The organism is Kitasatospora sp. NPDC057904, from assembly GCF_042887925.1.
Lineage (GTDB): Bacteria > Actinomycetota > Actinomycetes > Streptomycetales > Streptomycetaceae > Kitasatospora.
Window position 1 is genome coordinate 28660 of sequence record NZ_JBHVOL010000021.1, and the last position, 22702, is coordinate 51361.

Here is a 22702-nt window from a genome sequence, read left to right on the forward strand (position 1 = left end):
GCGCCCCCCCCGGGGGCCGGGGGGGTTGTAGGGCGCCCGACCCCCCCTTGGGGGGGCCGGGGGTTTCCCGTGGGCCCGCCGCGGGGGGGGGCGCCACGACGGAAGACTGTGGTCAGCGTCTTGCTCTTCGTCTCGGTCACGGTCAACCCCCGGTGGTCGCGCTGCCGGTCAGGCCGGCACCGGCCGGGCGGCGCGGGCCGGGCGGATGAGGAAGGTGGCCGCGTAGACCGCGCTCGCGGTGGCCATGATGGCGAAGCTCGGCGGGAGCTTGGGGGCGGCGGCGCTGAGCAGGAGCCCGCCCCACATCTCGCCCACCGCCAAGGCGGCGGAGAGCGCGAGAGCGCGGAACGGGCGGTCGGTGAGCCGGATCGCGGCGCCGGCCGGGGCGGCGAGCAGGCCGAGCAGCAGCAGTGAGCCGACCGCCTGGGTGGCCTCGCCCGCGGTGGCGCCGACCAGCGCCAGGAAGCCGAAGCCGAGGAGGCGCACCGGCACCCCGCGGGCCGCCGCCACGGCCTCGTCCAGGGTGGCGAACAGCAGCGGCCTGCCGATCACTGCCAGCACCGCGAGCACCACCGCACCGACCATGGCCAGGGTCACGACCTGGCCGGTGGTGATGCCCAGGAAGTCGCCGAACAGAAGCGCGGTCGGCCCCTCCAGCAGGCCCTTGTAGAGGCTGATGAACAGGAACCCGCAGGCCAGCGCGAACGCTTGGACGGTGCCGGTGACGGCCGACTCCTCGCCGCCGGCCTCCCTGCCCTTGCGGTTCAGCGCGGCGATCACCAGCGCGGCGGCGATGCAGAAGCCGAAGTAGCCGAGCGTGGTGGAGAAGCCGGCCAGCACGGCCAGCGCCGCGCCGGGGAAGGCCGCCACGGAGAGCGTGTGTCCGGCGAAGGTCTGCCGGCGCAGCACCATGAACCAGCCCACTACCGCGCAGACCACGGCCACGATCAGGCCGGCCCGGAAGGCGTTCACCATGTACAGGTAGGACCACATGTCTTGGAAGTCCGCCATCAGGTTCCACGAGAACGCGGGCGATGTAGCGTCAGATGCCAGCATTACGGCCTCCCGTGGCGTGCCGGTCGGTGTGCAGGGCCGGGGCCTCCGGCTGGCCGACCACCACCAGGCGGCCGTCACTCGTGCTCAGCACCTCGACGGGTGTGCGGTACAGGCGGGTCAGCGCCTCAGAGGTGATCACGTCTGCGGGCGCGCCGGAGACGGCGCCGCCCTCGGCGATGTAGACCACCCGGTCCAGGTGGTGCAGTATCGGGTTCACATCGTGCGCGACCATCACCACCGCCACCTTCTCCAGATGGCAGATCTTGCCCAGCAAGCAGGCGATAGCAGCCTGGTTGGTCAGGTCAAGACTGTCCAGCGGCTCGTCCAGCAGCAGCACCCGGGGGCGGCGGACCAGCGCCTGGGCGATCAGCAACCGCTGCTGCTCACCGCCCGAGCACTGCCCGATCGGCCGGTGCGCGTACTTCGTGGCACCCACCAACTCGATGACCTCCGCGACGCGTTCGCGCGCGGCCCGTCGCTTGGCCCGGCCCAGGCCCGGAACGGGGACCCCCCCCACAGATCCCCGTCCAGGCCCAGGCGCACCACGTCCACCCCGCGGATGCGCACGCTCGCGTCGAAGCTGCGGCGCTGCGGCAGGTACCCCACGGCGCCACTGTGCGAGCCGGGCTCGCCTCCCAGCACGCGCACCTCACCTGCCGCTGCGGGCAGCACCCCGAGCAGCACCTTCACCAGAGTGGACTTCCCTACCCCGTTGGGGCCGAGCACGGCGGTGAACTCCCCGGCCCCCACGGTCAGATCGACACCCGACCACAGGGTCCGTCCGCCCACCCGGACGGCCGCGCCGCGCAGCGACAGCACCGGGTCCGCACCCGGTGTGGTGCGCCCCATCTCCGTTCGGACCTTCTCGGTCGGGTGGATGCTCACTTGCCCGTCGCCGCCTTCAGTGCGTCCGCGATGCCCTGCAGCTCCTGGGTCTGCCAGTCCTGGAACGTGGCGTTCGCGGGGGCGAGGGTCTCGGTGACCTGGGCGACCGGGATGCCCTGCGCCTTGGCCGCGTTGACCTGGGCCACCACGTCCGGGTTGGAGTTCTGGGTGTTGTAGACGTAGATCTTGATCTGCTTGCCGCTGATCTGCTGGTCGATGGCCGCCTTGTCGGCGGCGGTCGGGTCGGTGCCCTCGCTCTCCGCGTCCAGGAAGGTCTCCGGGGTCAGCATCTTCAGGCCCACGCTCTCGGCGAGCGGGGTGACGATCGACTCCGAGGCGCCGATCGGTGTGTCCGCGTACTTCGCCTTGATGTCGGCTTCCAGCTGGTTGTACTTGGCCAGCGTCTGGGTCTCGAAGGTGCTCTTCTGCGTGTCGAAGTAGGCCGCGTCGGCCGGGTCTATCTTCTTGTAGTCGGCGGTGATCTGGTCGATCACCATGTACACGCTGTCGTGCGAGTACCACTGGTGCGGGTTGTCGCCCTCCTTCTTGCCCAGCAGGTCCCCGACCTTCAGCGCGGTCCGGCCCGAAGCCGGGTTCGCCGCGAGCAGCTTGTCGGACCAGGCGTCGTACCCGATCCCGTTGCTGATCACGTAGTCCGCACCCGCGACCGTGCGCCCGTCGGCAGCGGTCGGCTCGTAGGAGTGCGGGTCGGTGTCGGGGTTGGTGATGATGCTGGTCACCTTCACGTGCTCGCCGCCCAGTTGCGTGGCGATGCTGCCCCAGAAGTTCTCCGCCGCGGTCACCTGGATCACCTTCGAGCTGCCCCCGCCGGTGGCGGAAGCCGCAGCCCCGCTCTTCGGCGACGACGCGGTCGAGCAGGCGCTGGTCGCAGCCAGGGCGGTAACCGCCGTGGCTCCCAGAACGAATCTGAGCGAGCGGCGGAGCGTGATGGACAGGACGGCGGGCATGACGGATCACTCCTCGAAGACAGCCGGCCACCGCTGGGCAGGGTCCGGCTCCGTTGGACACCGCCACCCTAGATGGAAACGATTTTCACCACCAGGCACAAGGTGGGCAAAATGGAAATCATTGCCAAGACTTGACGTGCGGGCAGCGGCGAGGCGCGGCCGAGTCGGCCACGTCGAACCGTCGATGGGCGTTGCAGGTCGAGCCTCGGCGTGTTGGTGGGACCCCCTTCTTCGAGTTCAGCCGAGCGGGTGGACGTCAAAGGGGCTTGTCTGGCTATGAGACATCAAGTCGCACTAAGTGTGTAAAAGTCCACGATGGCGGCCAAAGTCCTGTATCGCGTACCAGATTGGAACTCACCCATGAGGCGCACAACCTGGCTGATCGCAGCCCTCGCCGTGAACCTGGCCATCGTCGGCGCCACCGCCTCTGTGGGGCACGCCGCCGGCGCGCTGGACGCGGCGCCCGCGTCCAGCGTTCCGGACCAGGTTCTCGTGTGGAACCAGGAGCTGAGCACCGTGCTCGTCGCTCCTGGAGCACAGCCGGCGACGATTCAGCCCACCCGGACCATGGCGATCACCCAGCTCGCGGTCTACCACGCGGTGAAGACCGTCGAGGGAGGGCACTCGTCCCCCCAGTCAGACACCTCCGCACAAGCCGCCGCCGCGGCGGCGGCACACGCCGCGCTCGTGGCGCTCCTGCCGACCCAGAAGCCGGCGCTCGATGCGAAGTTCCAGGAGTCGCTGGCCCAGCTCGGCTCCGGGACGCCGGTCCGCCAGGGCATCCAGGTCGGCGAGGAAGCCGCGAAGGAGGTCCTCGACGAGCGGGCAGACGACGGCTCGGCGACCGTCGTCCCGCCGTACCAGCCGCAGCCCGGCCCGGGTGAGTACCAGATCACCCCGCCGAACAACCCGACGCCGGTGTTCACCGGCTGGGGCAAGGTGCGGCCGTTCGTGCTCGACAGCGGTGACCAGTTCCGCCCGCCGGCCCCGCCGGCCGTCACGAGCCCGAACTACGCCGATGACTTCAACCAGGTCAAGTCGCTCGGTCAGCTGAACAGCACGACGCGCAGTCAGAACCAGACCGACATCGCCAAGTTCTGGAGTGCCGGCCCGGTCTGGATCGTGTGGAACCAGATCGCGCAGCAGGCCGCGGCTCAGGCCCACACCAGCCTCGGGCAGAACGCGCGCCTGTTCGCCCAGCTCGACGTCAGCCTCGCCGACGGCGTGATCGCGCTCTACGACGCCAAGTACGCGTACCACTTCTGGCGTCCGGTCACCGCCGTCCGCGCCGCCGGCACCGACGGCAACGACGCCACGGCCGGCGACCCGGCCTGGCTGCCGCTCTTCAACACCGCGCCCGACCCGAGCTACCCCGGCGCCCACGCGGAGATCAGCCAGTCCGCCGCATCGGCGTTGCGCAACTTCTTCGGCAACGACGTGGTCGACATCTCGCTCTCGAACGCCGGCGTCCCCGGAGTCGTACGCGAGTTCCACAGCTTCTCCGCCGCCGCGGACGAGGCGGCGGAGAGCCGGATCTTCGCCGGCCAGCACTTCCTGTTCGACGAGAACGCGGGGCAGGCGCTCGGAGACCAGGTCGGCGACCTGGTCTCGCGCTCCTGCCTCTAGTAGGACAAGCTCACGGCCATGCCCGGAATCCCTGGCCCGACGATCTTACGAATGCCCGCCCCGGGCCCATGCTTGGTGGGGTAGGACAGGCTCAGAACTCGGGCACGTCGGTTGGCTTCCTCCCGGAGCTGTCCCGGTGGGGCGACGTTACTCGGTTGTCGCCTTCGGGGAGTGGTCGGCAGCCGGGGCGTAGATCTGGATGGCGCCGTCGAGTTCGCGCACCGGGAGCCGCGGCAGCGCGGGCAGCGGCTCGCCGGACTGGTGCGGACGCGTCAGGTTCACGCCGGCGAGGCTGAAGGTCGCTCCGTGGCACGGGCAGGCGAGCCTGTCGCGGGCGCTGTCCAGGTCGAGCCGGCACCCCTGATGGGTGCAGTTGCCCGAGACGGCCCGGATACGCCCGTCGGTACGGCGGACGAATCCGGTCACAGCGCCCAGGTCGAAGGCGACGACGGCTCCCTCGGGCAGCTCGGCGGCCTGGACGACCGGCTGCCAGCTGCCGGTGACCGGGACGAGCTCTGCCGACGGGCCGGGCTGCTGCGCCTGCGCGCCCTCCTCGCGTCGCTGCAGGAGCTGGTCCGCGGCCACGCCGGCCAGCGCGCCGGTGGCGGTGAGCGCTCCCGCAGCCAGCAGCCGACGGCGCGGCGGGGTGCGCCACGCCGGCTGCGGTGCGGGCGTGGCGGCCCGCGTCTGCTCCTGTTCGCGCAGCTGCCGGCGCAGCCGGTCCACGAAGGCAGGGCTGGGGCCCTGGGCGTCCGGTCCGGCGGCCGCGAGGTCGATGGCGGTGCGTACCACGGCCAGCTCCTCCTCGGTGGCCGCGAACGGCTTGGGGCGGCGCCGGGCGAACAGCCGTTCCACGTAGCGCTCCACTGCCTGCCGTCTCATGACGCTTCCCCTTCCTTGTCGGCGTTGTTCTCCACCCGGGCGGCCGCACGCAGGGCGCGGTGCTGGAGGACCTTCGCGTTCGCCACCGTGACCCCGAGTTCCGTCGCGGCCTGCCGGACGGTGTACCCCCGCAGGAATCTCAGGACGAGAATCTGCCGGTACCGCTCCGGCAGCGCTTCCAGGATGCGCTGCGCGTGCGCGTCGGCTTCGGCGGTGTCGCCCTCCCCGGCACCGAGTGCTTGATCGGCGAGGTCGAGGTCGGCGGGGTCGATCTCGGTGACCTGGTGGCCCAGGGTGCGACGCCAGTGCTCGGCGAGCACGGTGCGCGCGGTCGCCGTCAGGTAGGCGCGTACCTGACCGATCTCGGCGCCGGGCCGCAACGGCCCGAGCGCGGCCGTGAACACCTGCGAGGTCAGGTCTTCGGCGTCCGGACGGTTGCCGACCTTCGCGAACATCAACCGGTAGATACGCCCCACGTTGTCGGCGTAGATCGCGTCCCAGTCGGGGTACGTCGCCCACGGCAGTACCGAGGGGCGGGACGCCGGCACCGCGGTGTCAGCCCGCCAGATCATGCCGGGGCCGACCCGTCTGAGCGCTGCGAATCTCCGGCGACCGGCCACGGCTCATGGTAGAGCGCGGCGTGCACCGGACCTGTTCTCTCGGCATCGATTGACCTCCGTCGATTCTCCTCGCCAACAGATACGGGCAGGGGTTACAGCCGTGCCGTGCGCGGTGCCGGTGTAACCCCCGCCCGTATCCCCTTTGCGACGGCAGCGGGCCGTGGCGCAAGCGCCCGGCCCCGGCACCCGTCGAAGCCAGATCGAGGTCTGCGTCCGCGCCCGTCCAGGGCCGATCAGAGAGCCGAACCGATGAACATCTCCCTCACCAGGCGCCGGGCATGCGCCGCTGCCGCGCTGCTCGCGGCAGCCGGGCTGACCCTGGCCGGATGCTCCAGCCCCACGCGCAGCACCGCGTCGGCCACCGCCACCGCCCTCACCCCCGGCTCCGGCCAGTCGAGCCTGGCCGGGATGCCCGGCGCCACCGCAACCGGCGCCGGTCCCATGCCGACCATGACGATGCCGATGCCCACGACCCCCGGCACCGACGCGCAGACACCCGCGGGTACTCCGGTGGGCTCCGACAGCGTGGCCATCAAGAACTTCGCCTTCGCCCCCGCCGCCGTCACGGTGAAGGCCGGCACCACGGTGACCTGGACCAACCAGGACAGCGAGCCGCACACCGTCACCGGCCAGAACAACACCGGACCGCTGAACTCCAAGGCGCTGACCACCGGGCAGAGCTACTCGTACACGTTCACCACCCCGGGCACCTACAGCTACCTGTGCACCATCCACCCGTTCATGACGGCCACCGTGACGGTGACCCGATGACCGATCCCGTGACCGCCCCCATGACCCGCCGCCAGCTCGCCCGGCACGCCGGCTGGTTCGGCGCCGCCGTGGTGCTGAGCGTCACCGCGGGCGAGGTCGTCAGCCACATCGCCGACTCGCGCGACAGCATCGCCGCCGCAGCGACCGGCGACGCCAAGACGCTGCGCTTCGTGCAGGTCTCCGACAGCCACATCGGCTTCACCGGGCCCGCCAACACCGACGTCACCGGCTCCTTCACCCGCGCGATCGACCAGGTCAACGCGCTGGGGTTCCGGCCGGACTTCGTCATGCACACCGGGGACCTGACCCACCTGTCCACCCCGGCGCAGTTCGACCAGGTCAAGCAGATGATGAGCGGCCTGCGCACCGAGCGGGTGTTCACGGTCCCCGGCGAGCACGACTCGGTGGGCGACCAGGGCCGTGCCTACCGGCAGGCCTTCGCCCAGGGCACGCAGGGTGACGGTTGGTACAGCTTCGACACGCACGGCGTGCACTTCATCGCGCTCGTCAACACCCTCAGCCTGGAGAAGCTGGGACACCTCGGCGCCGATCAGATCGACTTCGTGCGCCGCGACGTCGCCGGCCTGTCCTCCGACACCCCGATCGTCGTGTTCAGCCACATCCCGCTGTTCGCCATGTACCCGCAATGGGGGTGGTCGACGGACGACGCGCTGCAGGTTCTCAACCTGCTCAAGCGGTTCTCCTCCGTCACGGCCCTCAACGGGCACGTCCACCAGCTGTTCAGCCGCGTCGAGGGCAACGTCACCTTCCACTCGGCCACCACGACCGCCTACCCACTGCCCAAGCCAGGACAGGCCCCCGCTCCGACCCCGCAGGTGCTCCCGGCCCGGCAACTACACACCGCCCTCGGCATCCGCACCGTCCAGTACCGGCAGGGCACCACCGCGCTGGCGATCACCGACCAGGAGCTCGCATGAACGACACCACCGCGCCGGTACGGGCAGGAGCGCGCCCGCCCGTGGCCGCGAGACTGCTGACCCCGGCCGCCGGGGCCACGCTCGCCGCCAGCGGCGTTGTCCACGCTCAGCTCTACCTCGACGGCTACCGCTACCTGCACGTGGTCGGCGTGCTGTTTCTGCTCCAGGCCGCGGCCTCGTTCGGCCTCGGGGTGCTGCTGGTGGCGGGGGCACTCCTCCCGCCGCCCGCGCTCATCCACCTCGCTGCCGTGGGCACGGCCGTCGGTGCGCTGGCCGGCTTCGCCGCCTCACGCACCACAGGCGTCTTCGGATTCGTCGAACACGGCCTGCAACCCGCCCCGCAGGCGCTCATCAGCATCGTCGCCGAATGCGCAGCCGTGCTGGCGCTGCTCGCAGCTGGATATCTCACTGTCCGGCACCGGCGGGCACCCGTGTCCCGCCCACCGAGCGCGGGCTGAAGACAGTCCGGGCCCGGCCCCTGGTGGGCGGGGGACCGGGCGCATCCTGAACCAGCGGTACGAGAGCGGGTGTGCCTGGCTGAGTGGTTCATGGAGTGCTGGGGCGGGTCTCGGTCCAGTCGACCATCAGACGTCGTTCGGCGAAGAGCCACTCGCCTTCGCGCTTGGCGAAATGGTCCAGGTAACGGATGGACGCGATCATGATCGTGCGCTCGGCATCCGCGCCGTAGGAGATGTGGTGGGCCAGGCAGTAGCTCTCGCCGCTCGCCCGGTCGCCGTCCAGGATCACGGTGCTCTGGCCGTTGAAGTGGGTGGTGGCCTTGTAGGTGTTCAGGTTGTCGAAGACCGGGGCAAGGGCTTCGCGGCCGTGCAGTTCCTGGGTCGGCTCGGCGGCGGTGGCGTCCATGAAGACCAGGAAGCGGGTGTCCTCGGTGAACAGTGCCATCTGCCTCTTGGCGTCCCGGCGGTCGGCGCAGTGGGCGTAGGCGTCGATGAGTTCCCGGATGGCCAGCCGGTCGGCGGCCTCCTGCGGTGAGATCGGATCGTGAGAGGACAAGGCGACTCCCTCGGGAAGTGAATGACACCTGCATGAGAGCACCGGTGGGCTGAGCCCGGATCAAGGCACGCCGTAACCGCACCGGCGCGGGCGAACCTCCGCTATCCGTTCGAGCGGAAGATGGGCCAGCCGACCTCGGTGACCCAGTCGTGCTCGTTGGTCGCGTCGAGGGGGCTGCGCAGGTAGAACTCGCGCAGCGGGCCGTCGACGCCGATCTCGTGCCGTGCGGCGTAGGTGCCCAGGTCGCCGTAGGTGAGGTCGATGGTCTCCAGGGGCCCGTGGTGGACCGCGACCGCGAGTTCCGCGCCGGGCACGACCACTGCGTCGATCCGGCCGACCGGGCGCGCGTCACCGTCGACCGGAAGGAACACGAGCGCCTCGCCGCGCTCGTCCTGGAGCAGCTCACTGGCGAACAGGCCGCCCATCGGGGCCGTCCGGCGCAGTCCTCGGGCCGTGGCGAAGCCGTGCAGTTCGCCGAGGGCGCCCTGCCACCAGCTCACCACGTCCTGCCGGTCGACGACTTCGCGGATGCCGATGGCCGGCTGCCCGTGGACCGTGCGGTACTCGATGGCTGACCCGCGCGCGGGCCGGGCCAGCAGCTCGCGCAGCGATTCGACGGCGCTCTGCGCCTTCGCGAGCCGGTCCTCCAGCCGCGCGAGATGCGCGCTGATCAGCTCGTTGCGGGTGCCAACGTCTTCCGTGGCGAGCACGGCCTTGACGTCCGCCACGGGCATCTCCAGGTTGCGCAGGCGAACGATCACCTGCGCCGTCGGCACCTGGTCCAGGGAGTAGTACCGGTAGCCGGTTCCCGGGTCGACGTCGGCCGGCGTGAGCAGCTCGACGTCGTGGTAGTGCCGCAGCGTCTTGACGCTCAGATGGGACACGCGGGAGAACTCGCCTACGGTCAGACCGGTGTGCATGGCGCCAGTATGAACCCTCCCCTTACCGGAGGGTCCAGCACCGGACCACCGGTTGACCCTCCCGGACGGGGAGCACCCAACGTGTTCAGTACGGACCCCAACGGTCACAGGCCGACGAAGGAGCCACCATGAACACCACCGGCCCAGCCGATGCACTGCCCGACGTCGTCACCGCCCACATCGCGGCGGTCAACGCCTTCGACGTGGACGCCATCATGGCGACCTTCACCAACGACGCCCTGGTCAACGACGCGCTGCGCGAATTCGTCGGCACCGCGTCGATCCGCGCCTGGGCGAGCCGCGAACTGGTGGACGCCAAGGTCACCATGGACGTGACGCAGGTCGTGCCCCACCGCACCCTGACGATCGTGCGGGCGCGCTACGACGACGAGTACGACAAGACGAACCTCCCCGACGAGCTGGTACTGACCAACTACTTCACCGTCACCGACGGCAGGATCAGCTCACTGATCATCGTGCACAACGCGCCGGCTCCCTACTGAAGACCTGTCCGCTCCGGCGGCCGGCTGGCGCGAGTCTCCCGAACTCCCACCGCTGCCCGGTGACCGGACAGCACCAACACCCCTCAGGAAGCACCCCATGAGCACAGTGGTCATCGCCGAGCTCTTCTCCCAGCCCGGCCGGGGCGACGACGTCGCAGAACTACTGCTGGACATCCTGGGTGAGAGCCTCTAGCACGAGGGCTGCGAACACATCCGCATCCTGCGCGACCAAGGCGACGCCGACCATGTCGCCGGCCTGACCAGGTGGACCGAGGCACACAACTACACCGACTACCTCGCCTGGCGCACCGCGAACGGCTTCACCGCCACCTTCGAGGCCATGCTCACCCGCCCCCTGGTGATCCACTACTACGACGAGATCTACCACGGCCAGGGCATCGCCGCTGTCGCCGTCGAGGAGTAGGGCCGCAGGCAGGACAGGCCAGGGCGGTCAGGGTTTTGCCAGGGCAGTTCGCAGAGCGTCGAGGGCGGCAGTGCGGAATGCGGTCATCGAAGGTGCTTTGCCGTCGAGCAAGGCGTCAGCACCGTGGTACATGCCTGGTTCGACCCGCAGCTCGCAGGCGACGCCGGCCTCGCCCAAGCGTCGGGCGTAGTCGACGTCTTCGTCGTGGAACAGGTCGAGGTCGCCCACGCCGATCCACGCGGGCGGCAGCCCATCGAGGCTTCTACGTCTTGCCGCCGCGATGTAGGGGCGATCGTCGCGGTCCTGTGGCGGGCGGCCGAGGTAGGAGGTCCAGGCGAAGCGGTTGGAGTCCGGGGTCCACGTGTAGATCGCGCTGTTGGGAGGGTCGACGCGTAGGGCCGTGCGGTCGTCGAGCATGGGGTAGAGGAGGAGTTGGAACCGGACCGGCACTCCTGAATCGTGGGCTCGCTGGACGACGACGGCGGCGAGTCCGCCTCCAGCGCTTTCGCCGCCGACGGCGATCTGGGCGGGATCGATGCCGAGGGTGGCGGCACTGGCGTGAAGCCAGCGGAGTACACCGAAGCAGTCGTCCAGAGCTGCGGGGTACGGATCTTCGGGTGCGAGGCGGTAGTCGACGCTGACGACCAAGACGCCGAGTTCGTCGGCAACGCGGCTGCACCAGGTGTTCTCCTGCCGAGCGGCACCCATGACGGTTCCTCCGCCGTGGATCCAGAGCAGTGCTGCGCGTGGCGCTTGGCCTGATGCCTGGTAGGTGAGCACCTCGACGGAGGGGTCGGCGGTCGTGGCCGGCAGTGTGCGCCGCTCGATGCGGACGCCGGGCCTGGAGGCGGCTCCCGCCAAGGGAACGAGGCGGCGGGCGATGGCCAGAGTGACCGGGTTGCCGAAGTTCAGCGGGAGGAGGAGCACGGGGTGCCGCAGCTCGCGGGGGACTGCCACCAGAGCGCGGCGACGTGTGCTGATCGCCGCGGCAACGCCGAGGGTTGCTGCGGCGCCCAGGCCGCTGAGAACGCGTCGGAGTGTCATGTACTGCGCACCTTTCGTTCGGGTGGCCGCGGTTCTCGGGTTCAAGCGGTGGCGCCTCGCCGGTCGGCCGAGGCGGGCGCCGCGCCCGCGACGAGGGCTTCCGCTTGACACGACCACCTTATCGGTAACAGTGTATCCATTATGAGTATCTGGTCTGAGCCCCAGCCCGATTCCCGGTTCGTCGAGGTGGACGGCCTGCGGATCCACTACAAGCGCGCCGGGCACGGCCCGGTACTCGTGCTGCTGCACGGCAGTGCCTCGTCCCTGCAGCACTTCGACCGCGCGACGGATCTCCTGTCGGATTCGTTCGACGTCATCCGTCCCGACCTGCCGGCGTTTGGACTGACGGGCCCGCGCAAGGACCGCGACTACCGCATCCCGGCGTACGCCGCGACGGTGGCGGGCTTCGCGGAGGCGCTGGGCGTGCCGCGCTACGCGTTGGCCGGCAATTCCCTGGGCGGCAACATCGCCTGGAACGTCGCGCTGGACCGTCCGGAGCGGCTGACCGGCCTGGTGCTGGTCAACGCCACCGGCTACCCGGAGAAGACGGTGCCCGCGGGGATGCGCCTGACCCGTAACCCGCTGGTGCGGCCGCTGCTGAGGCGGGTGATGCCGCGCGGGGCAGTCGAACGCAGCCTGCGCGAGGCCGTCGGGCCGCATGCGCAGATCGTGGACGACGCCATGGTGGACCGCGCCTACCAGCTCATGAGCCGCCCCGGTAACCGCTCGGCCTTCGTCGACTTCTGCAACACCGACCAGCCGGACCGCAGCGCGCAGATCCCCCGCATCACGGTGCCCACGCTGGTGCTGCGCAGCGCGGGCATCGACGGACAGCACTTCACCCGCGACATCCCCGGCACCCAGGAGCTGGTCCACCCCCACGGCGGACATCTGCTGCCGGAGGAGGAACCGCAGTGGGTCGCGTACGCGATCGCGAAGTTCCTCGGCTCCCGCGCCGACACCCCCGCGAACTGAGGGCAAGGAGACCCGTGCCATGAAGTACTTCGTCGCCCCGGGCGAGGACCGCAAGCTCACCGCCGACTCGCGCAAGGCGCTGCGCGGCAGTTTCGTCGAGCTGTCCGACGGCGTCACCCACTACGAGCTGACGGGGCCCCAGGACGGGGAGGTGGTCCTGATGGCGGGCGGCCTGACCATCCCGCTGTCCTACTGGGACGGCCTCGTCAGCGAGTTGCACGCCCGCGGGCTGCGCACGCTGACCTGCAGCGCCTACGGCCGCGGCTACTCCGACCGGGTGCGAGCGCGATACGACGAGACGCTGTTCACGCGGCAGCTCGCCGAGCTGACGGACCGGCTCGGCCTGACGGCGCGGCCCCTGCACCTGGTCGGCACCTCCATGGGCGCGCTCGTCGCCATGACGTACGCCGCCCGGTACCGCCCGTCGGTGTCCACGCTCACCATCGTCGGACCCGCCGGTCTCGCCAAACCGCTGTTGGCCTCCCCCGACCGGCTGCTGCGCAGCGATCTGCTGGCCGGAGTGGTCGCCCGCCGTCGCGGCCTCCGGCTGCTCCAGGGGCACCTCGGGCACAACGTCCGGGACTCCGAGCTCGGCGCGGAACTGACCGAGATGGTCCTCGGCACCCTGCGCTTCGAGGGCTCGCTGTACGCGGTCTTCGACACCCTGCAGCACCTGCCTCTCGCCGGCCGTGACGACCTCTTCCGGCGGACGGGGGCGCTGGGCATTCCGACGCTGCTGCTGTGGGGCGACGAGGACACCGTCACGCCGCCGGGGCACTTCGACACGGCGCGCGCCCTGCTGAAGCCCCGTCACCATCACCTCATCACCAAGTGCGGGCATATGGCCCCGTTCGAACGGCCTCGCGACGTTGCCGATCAGCTCGTCCCGTTCGTGTCCGCACGCGCTGAAAGGCTCGACCCATGAACAACCCGCAGCCCATCGACGTACTGATCATCGGTGCCGGCCCCTCGGGCTCCGCCCTGGCGATCGACCTCGTACGCCGCGGACTCGACGTCCGGATCGTCGACAGGTCCCCCCACACCTTCGACGGCTCGCGCGCCAAGGGCATCCAGCCCCGCAGCCTCGAAGTCCTCGAAGACCTCGGCGCTCTCGACGACGTGCTGGCCGGCGGCGACCTCTATCCCAAGCTCGGGCTCCATGCCGGACCCCTCAGTGTGCCGTGGAAGATGTTCCCCCACCGAGAGGCAACTCCGGACGTCCCGTACCCGAACACCTGGCTGATCCCGCAGTTCCGCACGGACCGCGCCCTGCACGCCCGGCTCGGTGAGCTCGGCCGCGAGGTCGAGTTCAACAAGGCACTGACCGAGCTGACGCAGGACGAGGACACGGTGCTCGCCAAGGTGGTGGGCGCGGAGGGGGTCGAGACGATCGTCGCCCGCTATGCCGTGGGGGCCGACGGCGGCTCCAGCGCGGTGCGCAAGCAGCTCGACATCGGTTTCGCCGGGACGACGGACGAGTCCGACCGCGTGCTGATCGTGGATGCCTCCGTCAGCGGCCTGGCCCGCAACCGGTGGCACATGTGGCCCGGCCTCGGCGGCAAGCTCATCGGCGCCTGCCCGCTCCCCGGTAGCGACATGTTCCAGTGGATGATCCGGCTCACGCCAGACGAGACGCCGCCCCAGGAGATCGGCGCCATCATCGACCGGATCCACTCCCACACCCGCAACCGGCACATCCAGCTGCACGAGATCCACTGGAAGTCCGTGTTCCGGCCCAACATCCGTCTTGCGGAGCACTACGGCCGCGGACGCGTCTTCCTCGTCGGCGACGCCGCGCACGTCCACACCCCCGCCGGTGCCCAGGGCTTGAACACCGGTATGCAGGACGGCTACAACCTCGGCTGGAAGCTCGGCCAGGTCCTCGCCGGCGCCGACCCGGCCCTGCTGGACACCTACGAGGCCGAGCGGCAGCCGATCGCCGTCGGGGTCCTGGGACTGTCTACGGAGAAATGGGGCGGCATCGCCAAGCTCGACCCCTCCAGCATGAAGCGCGGCAAGGACGAGCAGCAGCTCGCCCTGACCTACTACGGCGGCCCGCTCGCCCCCGCCAACGGCACCGACACCGCCACGCTGCGCGTGGGCGACCGCGCCCCGGACGCCCAACTGCTCGGCGCCGACGGCACCGAGGCCCGTCTGTTCGACCTCCTCCAGGGACCGCACTTCACCGCCATCGCCTACGGCCCCGGCGCAGCCCGGGACCTCGAACTCCTCGAATGGCCGACGACGGGCGCCCAGCTCAAGCGGCTGACCGTCGGACCGGCCGCGGGCGACGGCCGCGCCTTCACCGACCCCAGGAACACGCTGTGCAGTGCCTACGGCCTGACCGGCGACACGCTCCTGCTGATCCGCCCCGACGGCTACCTCGCGCACATCGCCACCCGGGACTTCCACACCACCGCGCAGGCCGCCGTGCGGGCGATGACGCCGCAAGCAAGGAGCCGCACCATCTCCCAGCCGAGCCACACCTACCGCCCTGCCTGAGCCACACCGTGACGCCACCCCGACGCCGACACCCTGGAATCACCTCATGATCCTCACAGTCACCCTCGCCTGCCTCATCGCCCTGATCTTCGGAGCAAGCGGAGTGCTCAACACACTCGCACTGCCGAAGGCACGCCAGCTGGCCGCCGAGACCGGCTTCTCCGTCGCCGCCTACCGCCGCATCGGCGTGCTGCAACTGGCAGGAGTCGCCGGCGTGGCGCTGGGCCTCGCCGTGCCGCTGCTCGGCGGCCTCGCGGGCGCCGGGCTTCTCCTGCTGCTCGCCGGAGCCGTGGTCGTGCACCTGCGCAAGGGCGACCCGGTTGCCAAACTCGTGCCCGCCGCCGTGTGCGCGGTGCTTGTCGCCTCATACCTCGTGGCCTTGTTCGCCTGAGGCGCTGCCGATCGTGTCCACGCCTCCACGGATGGGCAGCGCCGGGAGTCGCCCGGAACGCAGATAAACGGCTACACTGTAGCCATTATTAGAGTGGCAGGAACCGCAGCCACCTGGGCCTGATGGCGCTCAAGCCGCGACCGCACGGTCCGCCTGTCACCAGGGCCCTTTCGTCCACAGTGCCGACCCCCGAGGGGTAGACGATGCCCATCCTGATCGCGATAGCGATCTACGCCGTCCGGATCGCGCGCGCCCCCTTGGACGCGCGCCTGAAAAAGCGCCACGTCGGACCCCTGTCGGTCACGACCGGAGCGGTCATGCTCTACCTGGCCTGGGACTGGCTCAGGCCCGAGGGCCTCAGCGCCGTCTATTTCATCGGCGAGTTCACCGGCGTCCTGTCCGCCTACCTGATGTCCTGCACCCTGGTGCTGGCCACCCGCCTGAAGTGGTTGGAGCAGTGGTTCGGCGGCCTGGACCGCATGTACCGCCAGCACAAGCGGTACGCCGTATGGTCCATCCTCCTGCTCGCCCCCCACCTGCTCCTCCACTTCCTCTCCGGCTTCGACGGGAGTTGGTACGGCTACGCCCACCAGACCGCGTCGGTAGGAATGGGCCATCTCCTCGGTGCCGTCTCCGCCATCGGCCTGCTGCTGCTCGTCCTCATCTCACTCGGCCAGGTCGGCCGCATCCTCCGACTGCCCTACGAGCGCTGGCTGTTCCTGCACCGCCTCACCGGCCTGCTGCTCCTGTCCGCGCTGCTGCACGGCTGGTTCCTCGATCTCGTCATCAACAGATCCACGCCCCTCCTGGCGATCTACGTCACCATGGCCACCATCGGCATGACCGCCTACGCCTACGACGAACTGGTGCTACGGCGCAGGGAACCCCGGGCGGACTACACCATCCACCGGGTCGAGCGGCCGACACCCGACATCCTCGACCTCACCCTCACGCCCACCGGCAGGACGGCGCTTCCCGTGACCGGAGGCCAGTTCGTCTACCTCCGGGTCGGCGGCTGGCACGAACATCCCTTCAGCGTCGCAGGAACGCAGGCCGACGGCTCGGTACGCCTCACCATCCGTGCCCTGGGCCGCGGCACACGCGGCCTCTACACGGACGTGAGCGAAGGACACCCCGCAACCCTCAAGGGCCCCTACGGCATGTTCGACCACACCCTCGGCGGACCCCGGCAGATCTGGATCGCGGGCGGCATCGGTATCGCGCCCTTCCTCGGCTGGCTCACCCACCCCGGTGCGGCGCCGGCCCGCACCGACCTCTTCTACTGCGTCCCCAGCGCCGAAGACGCACCGTTCCTCCCGGAACTCACCGCAGCGGCAGCACACCGCCCCGAGTTCCGGCTCCACCCGACGTTCAGCCGCAGCCACGGCCGTCTGACCGCCGAAAGAATCCAGGCCGAGGCCGGACCGATCACCCCCGACACGCACGTCTTCCTCTGCGGCCCCGCCTCAATGATCGAAAACCTCACCCGCGCCCTCCACCGCCAGGGCGTCCCCCGCGAGCAACTCCACGCCGAGCACTTCGCCTTCCGCTGACGAACCGCGCCGGCCACGCGGATCACGACAGCTGTAGGCCTGACCATCCGGCGACCGGTTGCCCCCGGACGCCTGGGCGCCGGCCGAGACGACCCCGTAGGCGGGCGGCTCGGGTTCGCGTCGTCCTGGCTGGTCAGGCGCCGTCGCGCAGGTGGGCAAGCCCGCTGAGAAGGAGTTCGAGCCCGAAGGAGAACTCGTCCTCGATCGGAACGGGCATCGACCCGGCGACGGTGCTCGTTGCCGGGAACAAGGCTGGATCGACGTTCTGGAAGACGGCGGACAGTTGTGCGTCCGCGAGTTGCCCGCCGCCGCCATGACCGTTGACCTGTATGGCGAATCCGAGGACGTAGCGGGCGAGGGTGGCAAAAGCGTTCGCAGCCAGTCGCGGCGGGAAGCCGCTGTCGAGCAGTGCCGCGACACAGTGCTCCCGCAGCGCCATGGCGTTCGGCCCCAGGGGTATCTCCTCGACCAGCAGGCGCGCCGCGTTCCGGTGCCGGGCCAGGGCCCCGAACATGGTGTGCGCGACCGTCCGCAGCGCTTGCTGCCAGCCCATCGCGAGGAGTTCGTCGCCCTTCAGCTCCACGGCGCCGAACACGCGGTCCACGACATGGGCGACCAGCGCTGTCCGGTTGTCGAAATGCCGGTACAGCGTCGCCGTGCCCGAGCCCAGGCGCTGGGCCAGCGTCCGCATCGAGAGAGCGTCGGCCCCTTCCTCGTCCACGATCTGCAACGCGGTGGAGACGATCCGCTCCAGCGGCACGGGCGGACGCCCCGGGCCCCGACCTGATACCGGGGTTGCTCGCGTAGGACCAACTGCTGCCACTGAAACGTCCACCTCCTCGGCCAACACCATAACAGCAACACCGTATCCACTATGGAGTCGCCGGTTGGACACCGAGTGGCGGCCGCCCCTTCGATCCGCCCGGTGTCGTCGCAGGTGCCCAGTTGCTCGCCTGGGATGTAGCGGGCCGCGCGCAGCACGCGGCTGCGGACCTCCTGGGTGGATTGCAGTGCCTCCGGCGTGTCCTCTCGGTGGGGTACGCATCCTGCCAATGGTCAGCTTCTGACGCCCCATCGGATAGTGCCAGTGAACTCGCACAAGTAGGCAGTCGGGCGCTCCCGGGAAGCACGGACCAGCGGTCACAGGCTCCCACCAGCGTGCAGGGGGCATGTGCCGCCCGGTCACGCTGTCCTGATGGCTCCCGAGGCCGAAAGCGTCCCGTAAGGAAGCCCTCCCTACCGTCCGGAGTGAGCCAGGCAGCGTCCGCAGTCGCTGCCGGTCACAAGGAGGGAATCATGGAGAAGCTGAGCGGGTGGGTGATCCGCCATCGGCTGCTGGTGGGCCTGAGCTGGCTGGTGGTCACCATCGTCGGGGTGCTGCTGGCGCCGTCGCTGTCGAGCCGGCTCCAGCCGGGCACGCATGTCAGCGGCCCCGGCTACACCGCCAACGTGCAGATCGCCCAGAAGTACGGCGGCGCCACCCAGGACCCGGGTGTCGTGATCCTGGACGCCCCGGGAGGTCGGACCGTGACCTCGCCGCAGGTGCAGGCGGAGCTGAAGGCGGTGGACGCGGGCATCGCCAAGGCCGTGCCGGAGCTGCGGGTGGTCTCCTACGCCTCGACCGGCAGTCGGACGCTGGTCGGGACCGGTGGTGCGAGCACGATCGTGCTCGCCTATCCGCCGAAGCCGGGTGACGACATGGCCACCGAGCAGGTCGACGCCCTGACGCAGGCCGCGAAGGCGGCGGCGCCGGGTCTGACCGTGCACGGCACCAGCCTGCGGGCCCTGGAGGCCGGCAACACCAGCGGCAGCGGGAACTCCAGCGTCACCGGCGAGCTGATCATCGGCGCGCTCGGCGCCCTGGTGGTGCTGGCCTGGGTGTTCGGGTCGCTGCTGGCGCTCCTGCCGCTCCTGATGGCCCTGATCTCGGTGCTGACGATGCAGTTGCTCGTCTATGGCCTGACGTACCTGATGCCGTCCTCCTCGCCGATCCACCCGTCCGTTCAGTACATCGTGGCGCTGCTGGGCCTGGGCCTGTCGATCGACTACTCGTTGCTGGTGGTCACCCGCTGGCGCGAGGAGCGGGCGGCCGGCCGGAGCAACGACGAAGCGGTGCGGGCGGCCGTGAAGCGGGCCGGGCACAGTGTCTGGTTCAGCGGCCTGGTGGCCTCGCTCGGCCTGTTCGCGCTCATCGTGGTCCCCAACTCGATGGTCCGCGGGATCGGCGTGTCCGGCCTGTTCATCCCCTCCACCGCGACCCTGGTCGCGCTGACGCTGCTGCCCGCGGTGCTGTCGAAGATCGGCCCGCGCGTGGACTGGCCGAGGCGGGCGTCGCGGCGGCAGGCCGCCAGCCGGTTCTGGACCGGCTGGTCGAAGTTGGTGATCCGGCACCGCGTGGCCTCGGCCGTCGCGGGCCTGGGCATCCTGGCCGCGCTGACCGGCACCGCCGCGACGATCAACATCAGTACGCCGAGCAGCCACGCGCTGGCCACCGCCGGCGCGTACACCGACGGCCTGCACACGCTGGAAGCCGACGGATTCCCGTCCGGGACGCTGACGGCGGTGCCGCTGTACGTCCCGAACGCCGCCGACGCGGGGACCGTCGTGAACACCCTGGAGACCGTCTCCGGCCTGCGCGGCGCCGTCGCCCCGGCCGGCGCGACCTGGCATGCCGGGGGCGGCACGGTGGTCATCGCGATCCCGCAGTACGAGGTCGGCAGCGCGAACGGCGGCACCTCGCTGGACCGGATCCGCCACAGCGTCCCGCACGGTGTGCAGGCCGGCGGCGAGGGCGCGCAGAAGATCGACGAGACCAACGCCACCTACGGCTCGTTCCCGCTGCTGTTCGCGGTGGTCGCGGTGGTCACCTTCCTGCTGCTGGCCCGCGGGATGCGGTCGATCCTGCTGCCCGCGAAGGCCGTGCTGCTCAACATGCTGTCGGTGGCAGCCTCCTACGGCCTGCTGGTCATCGTCTTCCAGCACGGCGTCGGAATGCAGGCGCTGTGGGGCGCGTCCAGCTACGGCGCGATCGACACCCTCGCCCCGGTGCTGATCTTCGGGTTCCTGTTCGGCGTGTCGATGGACTACGAGGTGTTCATCCTGGCCAGGGTCCGGGAAGGGTACGAGCGCACCAGGTCCACGAGGGAGGCCGTCATCGAGGGCGTGTCGCGCACCGGCCGCCTGGTGACCTCCGCCGCGCTGATCCTGTTCTTCGCGCTCGCCTCGCTGGCCACTGCCAACGACGTCACCGTGCGCGAGATCGCCATGGGCCTGGCGTTCGGGGTGGTGCTGGACGCGATCGTGGTCCGGATGCTGCTGCTGCCCGCGCTGGTCTCGCTGTTCGGGGACTGGAACTGGTGGCTGCCGGCTCGGGCCGCGCGACTGGTGCGCATCCCGGCGGCGCCATTGGCCCCCGTTCGCGTCGAGCAGCCGGAGCCCGTTTCGGCTCGGGTCGGGGATGCTTAGACCATGCGGGTGCTGGTGGTAGAGGACGAGCCGGACGTTGCCCAGGCCCTGGTCTGGGGCCTGGAGGCCGAGGGCTACGTGGTCGACGCGACGGGCAACGGCACGGACGGGCTGTGGATGGCGACTACGAGCGCCTACGACGTCATCGTGCTGGACGTGATGCTGCCCGGCCTGGACGGGTACCAGGTGGCCAAGCGCCTGCGCCAGCGCGAGCGCTGGACACCGATCCTGATGCTCACCGCCATGGACGACGACCTCGACCACGCCGAGGGGCTGGACTCCGGGGCGGACGACTACCTGTCCAAACCGTTCTCCTACCCCGTCCTCCTCGCGCACTTGCGCTCCCTGACCCGACGCACCCTCAGCGCCAGGCCGACGGTGCTCACCGCCGCCGGCCTGGCACTGGACCCCGCCGGACGCACCGTCACCCGCGACGGCGCGCCCTTGGACGTGACCGGCCGGGAGGCCGCCGTGCTGGAGTACCTGCTCCGGCACAAGGGCGCCGTCATCTCCAAGACCGAACTGCTGGAGCACTGCTGGGACGCCCACTTCGACGGCGACCCGGCGGTCGTCGAGGTCGTCGTGCACCGACTGCGCCGCAAGATCGAGAGACCGCAGGGGCCGGCCGTCATCTCGACCGTGCGCGGCAAGGGATACGTGATCAGGAGCGAGGAGCGATGATCGGGCTTGCGCACATCTGGCGAGGCCTGCTGCACCGGGCGAGCCCCCGCAGCCTGCGGACCCGGGTCACGGTCCTCGCGGGGCTCGCACTCACCGCGGCCGTCATGATCGGTCTCCTGGTGATGTACCTGCTCCAGGTCGACCAGGCCAAGCGCACCGTCGCCGGGCAACTGCGCACCTACGCCGTCCAGATCGAGCAGTCGGCGACCGGCTCGGTGCTCCCACAGCCGCTGCCCCCGTCGCTCCTCGACACCCAGGCCCAGGCCCAGGTTCTCGCGCCGGACGGGACCGTCATCGCCGCGACGCAGAATCTCGTCGGCAGGCCCGCGCTCTTCGCGCTCCCGGCCGACTCCGCCACCCCGGTCCGGCAGAAGGCCGCCGACGGCGTCCTGCCCAGCGAGGTCTCCGTCATCGGCGAGTACAGCGCGGTCGGCGGCCGACCGGTGTCCGTCATCACCGTGACCACCACCAACCAACGCGACCAGGTCAACGAGACCTTCGCCCGACTCCTCGTCATCGGCGTGCCGACCACGCTCCTGCTGGCGTGCGGCACCGTCTGGTGGGTGGTCGGCCGCGCGCTCCGGCCGGTGGAGCAGATCCGGCGCACCGCCACCGCCATCACCGCCGCCGACCTCTCCCAGCGCGTCCCGGAGCCCGGCACCGACGACGAGATCGGCAACCTGGCCCGCACCATGAACGACATGCTCACCCGCCTCGACGACTCCGCCGCCCGCCAGCGCCGCTTCGCCGCCGACGCCAGCCACGAGCTCCGCAGCCCCCTGACGGCCATCCGCACCGGCCTTGAGGTCGGCCTTGCGCACCCCGACCGCGCACCGTGGCCGGACATCGCCTCACGCGCCGCACGCCAGACCGAACGGCTCGAAGCCCTGATCTCCCAGCTGCTCGCCCTGGCCAAGGCCGACGCCGGACAACTGGCCGCACGTCAGCAAATCGTCGACCTGGGCGCGTTGCTCACCGAAATCCGGGCGACGACCGTGGTACCCAACCGGAAGTTCGAGATCGCCGTCCCGGCGCAAACCACGGCGACCGGCAATCCGCAGGACCTGTCACGACTGTTCCGCAACCTCATCGACAACGCCGCCCGCTACGCCCGAACGCGGGTGTCCGTTACCGCGAGGGTCGAACCGGACAGCGTCCGGGTCGAGATCAGCGACGACGGACCGGGAATCCCGGCCGAGGATCGCGAGCGCGTCTTCGACCGATTCGTCCGCCTCGACGCCAGCCGAGGGCGCAACAGCGGGTCCACCGGACTTGGGCTGGCCATCGCCAGGGAGATCGCCACGGCGCACGGAGCGACGATCGTGCTCACCGAGGCCGACGGCGGCGGCGCGTGCGCCGTCGTGACCCTGCCGCGCTGACGCGGTGCGCCACACCGCGGTCAGCGCGGCGTCATCGACCCGGGCGAGGGTCGGTCGTTGAGGGCCCCAGCCACGGCGCGACCGCAGGCCCCCACCCCTCTGACG

Annotated in this window: 23 protein-coding genes; 13 read left to right on the plus strand and 10 right to left on the minus strand. The window is 70.5% G+C overall.

All coding sequences use genetic code 11. From position 1 onward, the window contains the following. Positions 1-168 precede the first annotated feature (168 nt). The 4 genes from ACFVSN_RS35690 to ACFVSN_RS35705 are packed head-to-tail and all read right to left on the minus strand — an operon-like array spanning position 169 to position 2744. The gene (locus ACFVSN_RS35690; RefSeq protein ID WP_387600452.1) at positions 169-1011 is read right to left on the minus strand and encodes a metal ABC transporter permease; all 843 of its coding nucleotides are present in this window, start codon (positions 1009-1011) and stop codon (positions 169-171) included. A 31-nt stretch (positions 1012-1042) separates the two neighbouring features. Continuing rightward, entirely contained in the window at positions 1043-1492 is a 450-nt protein-coding gene (locus ACFVSN_RS35695) for an ATP-binding cassette domain-containing protein (RefSeq protein ID WP_387600449.1), read from the minus strand. Beyond that, positions 1423-1905 carry an ATP-binding cassette domain-containing protein gene (locus tag ACFVSN_RS35700; protein ID WP_387600455.1) on the minus strand — a complete coding sequence of 161 codons (483 nt, stop codon included), beginning with the start codon at positions 1903-1905 and terminating at the stop codon, positions 1423-1425. Before ACFVSN_RS35700 ends, ACFVSN_RS35695 begins: the two co-directional genes overlap by 70 nt. Before the next feature lie 32 nt (positions 1906-1937). Beyond that, complete coding sequence (locus ACFVSN_RS35705) at positions 1938-2744, minus strand: metal ABC transporter solute-binding protein, Zn/Mn family (RefSeq protein WP_387957599.1); 807 nt, start codon at positions 2742-2744, stop codon at positions 1938-1940. 525 nt (positions 2745-3269) lie between these two features. On the opposite strand from ACFVSN_RS35705, the gene ACFVSN_RS35710 reads away from it, so the two are divergent. Then, positions 3270-4535 (plus strand): vanadium-dependent haloperoxidase, encoded by a 1266-nt coding sequence (locus tag ACFVSN_RS35710; RefSeq protein ID WP_387600444.1) that lies wholly within the window; start codon positions 3270-3272, stop codon positions 4533-4535. Between the two features lie 147 nt (positions 4536-4682). Here the strand turns inward: ACFVSN_RS35710 and ACFVSN_RS35715 are convergent, their stop codons facing one another. Beyond that, the gene (locus ACFVSN_RS35715; protein ID WP_387600441.1) at positions 4683-5417 is read right to left on the minus strand and encodes a Rieske (2Fe-2S) protein; all 735 of its coding nucleotides are present in this window, start codon (positions 5415-5417) and stop codon (positions 4683-4685) included. Then, positions 5414-5989 (minus strand): RNA polymerase sigma factor, encoded by a 576-nt coding sequence (locus tag ACFVSN_RS35720; protein WP_387600438.1) that lies wholly within the window; start codon positions 5987-5989, stop codon positions 5414-5416. Before ACFVSN_RS35720 ends, ACFVSN_RS35715 begins: the two co-directional genes overlap by 4 nt. A gap of 297 nt (positions 5990-6286) precedes the next feature. Between ACFVSN_RS35720 and ACFVSN_RS35725 the strand changes: the two genes are divergently transcribed. Genes ACFVSN_RS35725 through ACFVSN_RS35735 form a run of 3 tightly spaced genes read left to right on the plus strand, consistent with a single transcriptional unit; the run spans position 6287 to position 8204 of the window. Further along, a complete protein-coding gene (locus tag ACFVSN_RS35725; protein ID WP_387600436.1) occupies positions 6287-6808 on the plus strand; it encodes a cupredoxin family copper-binding protein in 522 nt (173 codons plus the stop codon). Then, a complete protein-coding gene (locus tag ACFVSN_RS35730; protein ID WP_387600433.1) occupies positions 6805-7746 on the plus strand; it encodes a metallophosphoesterase family protein in 942 nt (313 codons plus the stop codon). The genes ACFVSN_RS35725 and ACFVSN_RS35730 overlap by 4 nt, the downstream gene beginning before the upstream one ends. Beyond that, positions 7743-8204, plus strand: coding sequence for a hypothetical protein (locus ACFVSN_RS35735; RefSeq protein ID WP_387600431.1), 462 nt, complete (start codon positions 7743-7745; stop codon positions 8202-8204). The genes ACFVSN_RS35730 and ACFVSN_RS35735 overlap by 4 nt, the downstream gene beginning before the upstream one ends. Before the next feature lie 88 nt (positions 8205-8292). On the opposite strand, the gene ACFVSN_RS35740 is transcribed toward ACFVSN_RS35735, so the two are convergent. Together ACFVSN_RS35740 and ACFVSN_RS35745 are read right to left on the minus strand one after the other, a co-directional pair. Then, on the minus strand, positions 8293-8760 hold the full coding sequence (locus ACFVSN_RS35740; protein WP_387957601.1) for a nuclear transport factor 2 family protein: 468 nt from the start codon (positions 8758-8760) through the stop codon (positions 8293-8295). Between the two features lie 101 nt (positions 8761-8861). Then, positions 8862-9680, minus strand: a complete 819-nt coding sequence (locus ACFVSN_RS35745) for a MerR family transcriptional regulator (RefSeq protein ID WP_387600425.1) — start codon at positions 9678-9680, stop codon at positions 8862-8864. 128 nt (positions 9681-9808) lie between these two features. Here ACFVSN_RS35745 and ACFVSN_RS35750 point away from each other — a divergent pair, with 128 nt between their 5' ends. After that, the gene (locus tag ACFVSN_RS35750; protein WP_387600423.1) at positions 9809-10183 is read left to right on the plus strand and encodes a nuclear transport factor 2 family protein; all 375 of its coding nucleotides are present in this window, start codon (positions 9809-9811) and stop codon (positions 10181-10183) included. Positions 10184-10634: 451 nt separating this feature from the next. Here the strand turns inward: ACFVSN_RS35750 and ACFVSN_RS35755 are convergent, their stop codons facing one another. Next, positions 10635-11651 (minus strand): alpha/beta hydrolase, encoded by a 1017-nt coding sequence (locus ACFVSN_RS35755; RefSeq protein WP_387600420.1) that lies wholly within the window; start codon positions 11649-11651, stop codon positions 10635-10637. Between the two features lie 141 nt (positions 11652-11792). Here ACFVSN_RS35755 and ACFVSN_RS35760 point away from each other — a divergent pair, with 141 nt between their 5' ends. The 5 genes from ACFVSN_RS35760 to ACFVSN_RS35780 all read left to right on the plus strand — a co-directional run bounded on the left by ACFVSN_RS35760 (position 11793) and on the right by ACFVSN_RS35780 (position 17072). Beyond that, positions 11793-12626, plus strand: a complete 834-nt coding sequence (locus ACFVSN_RS35760) for an alpha/beta fold hydrolase (RefSeq protein WP_387600417.1) — start codon at positions 11793-11795, stop codon at positions 12624-12626. A gap of 19 nt (positions 12627-12645) precedes the next feature. Next, entirely contained in the window at positions 12646-13551 is a 906-nt protein-coding gene (locus ACFVSN_RS35765) for an alpha/beta fold hydrolase (protein WP_387600414.1), read from the plus strand. Then, entirely contained in the window at positions 13548-15128 is a 1581-nt protein-coding gene (locus tag ACFVSN_RS35770; protein ID WP_387600411.1) for an FAD-dependent oxidoreductase, read from the plus strand. The genes ACFVSN_RS35765 and ACFVSN_RS35770 overlap by 4 nt, the downstream gene beginning before the upstream one ends. A gap of 46 nt (positions 15129-15174) precedes the next feature. Next, a complete protein-coding gene (locus tag ACFVSN_RS35775) occupies positions 15175-15519 on the plus strand; it encodes a DoxX family protein (RefSeq protein WP_387600409.1) in 345 nt (114 codons plus the stop codon). A gap of 203 nt (positions 15520-15722) precedes the next feature. Then, positions 15723-17072 (plus strand): ferric reductase-like transmembrane domain-containing protein, encoded by a 1350-nt coding sequence (locus ACFVSN_RS35780; protein WP_387600406.1) that lies wholly within the window; start codon positions 15723-15725, stop codon positions 17070-17072. 133 nt (positions 17073-17205) lie between these two features. Here the strand turns inward: ACFVSN_RS35780 and ACFVSN_RS35785 are convergent, their stop codons facing one another. Then, positions 17206-17832: a TetR/AcrR family transcriptional regulator gene (locus tag ACFVSN_RS35785; RefSeq protein ID WP_387600403.1), complete on the minus strand. Its 627-nt coding sequence runs from the start codon at positions 17830-17832 to the stop codon at positions 17206-17208. A 536-nt stretch (positions 17833-18368) separates the two neighbouring features. Here ACFVSN_RS35785 and ACFVSN_RS35790 point away from each other — a divergent pair. Genes ACFVSN_RS35790 through ACFVSN_RS35800 form a run of 3 tightly spaced genes read left to right on the plus strand, consistent with a single transcriptional unit; the run spans position 18369 to position 22597 of the window. After that, complete coding sequence (locus ACFVSN_RS35790; RefSeq protein WP_387600400.1) at positions 18369-20537, plus strand: MMPL family transporter; 2169 nt, start codon at positions 18369-18371, stop codon at positions 20535-20537. A 3-nt stretch (positions 20538-20540) separates the two neighbouring features. Beyond that, a complete protein-coding gene (locus tag ACFVSN_RS35795; protein WP_387600396.1) occupies positions 20541-21218 on the plus strand; it encodes a response regulator transcription factor in 678 nt (225 codons plus the stop codon). Continuing rightward, positions 21215-22597, plus strand: a complete 1383-nt coding sequence (locus tag ACFVSN_RS35800) for an ATP-binding protein (RefSeq protein ID WP_387600393.1) — start codon at positions 21215-21217, stop codon at positions 22595-22597. Before ACFVSN_RS35795 ends, ACFVSN_RS35800 begins: the two co-directional genes overlap by 4 nt. The last annotated feature ends 105 nt before the right edge of the window (positions 22598-22702 follow it).

Bases quoted from the DNA above. Each gene is read 5' to 3' on its own strand.
- ACFVSN_RS35730 (WP_387600433.1), top strand. From the start codon at position 6,805: ATGACCGATCCCGTGACCGCCCCCATGACCCGCCGCCAGCTCGCCCGG.
- ACFVSN_RS35735 (WP_387600431.1), top strand. From the start codon at position 7,743: ATGAACGACACCACCGCGCCGGTACGGGCAGGAGCGCGCCCGCCCGTG.
- ACFVSN_RS35725 (WP_387600436.1), top strand. From the start codon at position 6,287: ATGAACATCTCCCTCACCAGGCGCCGGGCATGCGCCGCTGCCGCGCTG.
- ACFVSN_RS35720 (WP_387600438.1), bottom strand. From the start codon at position 5,989: ATGATCTGGCGGGCTGACACCGCGGTGCCGGCGTCCCGCCCCTCGGTA.
- ACFVSN_RS35690 (WP_387600452.1), bottom strand. From the start codon at position 1,011: ATGGCGGACTTCCAAGACATGTGGTCCTACCTGTACATGGTGAACGCC.
- ACFVSN_RS35700 (WP_387600455.1), bottom strand. From the start codon at position 1,905: ATGGGGCGCACCACACCGGGTGCGGACCCGGTGCTGTCGCTGCGCGGC.
- ACFVSN_RS35755 (WP_387600420.1), bottom strand. From the start codon at position 11,651: ATGACACTCCGACGCGTTCTCAGCGGCCTGGGCGCCGCAGCAACCCTC.
- ACFVSN_RS35710 (WP_387600444.1), top strand. From the start codon at position 3,270: ATGAGGCGCACAACCTGGCTGATCGCAGCCCTCGCCGTGAACCTGGCC.
- ACFVSN_RS35775 (WP_387600409.1), top strand. From the start codon at position 15,175: ATGATCCTCACAGTCACCCTCGCCTGCCTCATCGCCCTGATCTTCGGA.
- ACFVSN_RS35745 (WP_387600425.1), bottom strand. From the start codon at position 9,680: ATGCACACCGGTCTGACCGTAGGCGAGTTCTCCCGCGTGTCCCATCTG.
- ACFVSN_RS35790 (WP_387600400.1), top strand. From the start codon at position 18,369: ATGGAGAAGCTGAGCGGGTGGGTGATCCGCCATCGGCTGCTGGTGGGC.
- ACFVSN_RS35760 (WP_387600417.1), top strand. From the start codon at position 11,793: ATGAGTATCTGGTCTGAGCCCCAGCCCGATTCCCGGTTCGTCGAGGTG.
- ACFVSN_RS35780 (WP_387600406.1), top strand. From the start codon at position 15,723: ATGCCCATCCTGATCGCGATAGCGATCTACGCCGTCCGGATCGCGCGC.
- ACFVSN_RS35770 (WP_387600411.1), top strand. From the start codon at position 13,548: ATGAACAACCCGCAGCCCATCGACGTACTGATCATCGGTGCCGGCCCC.
- ACFVSN_RS35800 (WP_387600393.1), top strand. From the start codon at position 21,215: ATGATCGGGCTTGCGCACATCTGGCGAGGCCTGCTGCACCGGGCGAGC.
- ACFVSN_RS35795 (WP_387600396.1), top strand. From the start codon at position 20,541: ATGCGGGTGCTGGTGGTAGAGGACGAGCCGGACGTTGCCCAGGCCCTG.
- ACFVSN_RS35765 (WP_387600414.1), top strand. From the start codon at position 12,646: ATGAAGTACTTCGTCGCCCCGGGCGAGGACCGCAAGCTCACCGCCGAC.
- ACFVSN_RS35750 (WP_387600423.1), top strand. From the start codon at position 9,809: ATGAACACCACCGGCCCAGCCGATGCACTGCCCGACGTCGTCACCGCC.
- ACFVSN_RS35715 (WP_387600441.1), bottom strand. From the start codon at position 5,417: ATGAGACGGCAGGCAGTGGAGCGCTACGTGGAACGGCTGTTCGCCCGG.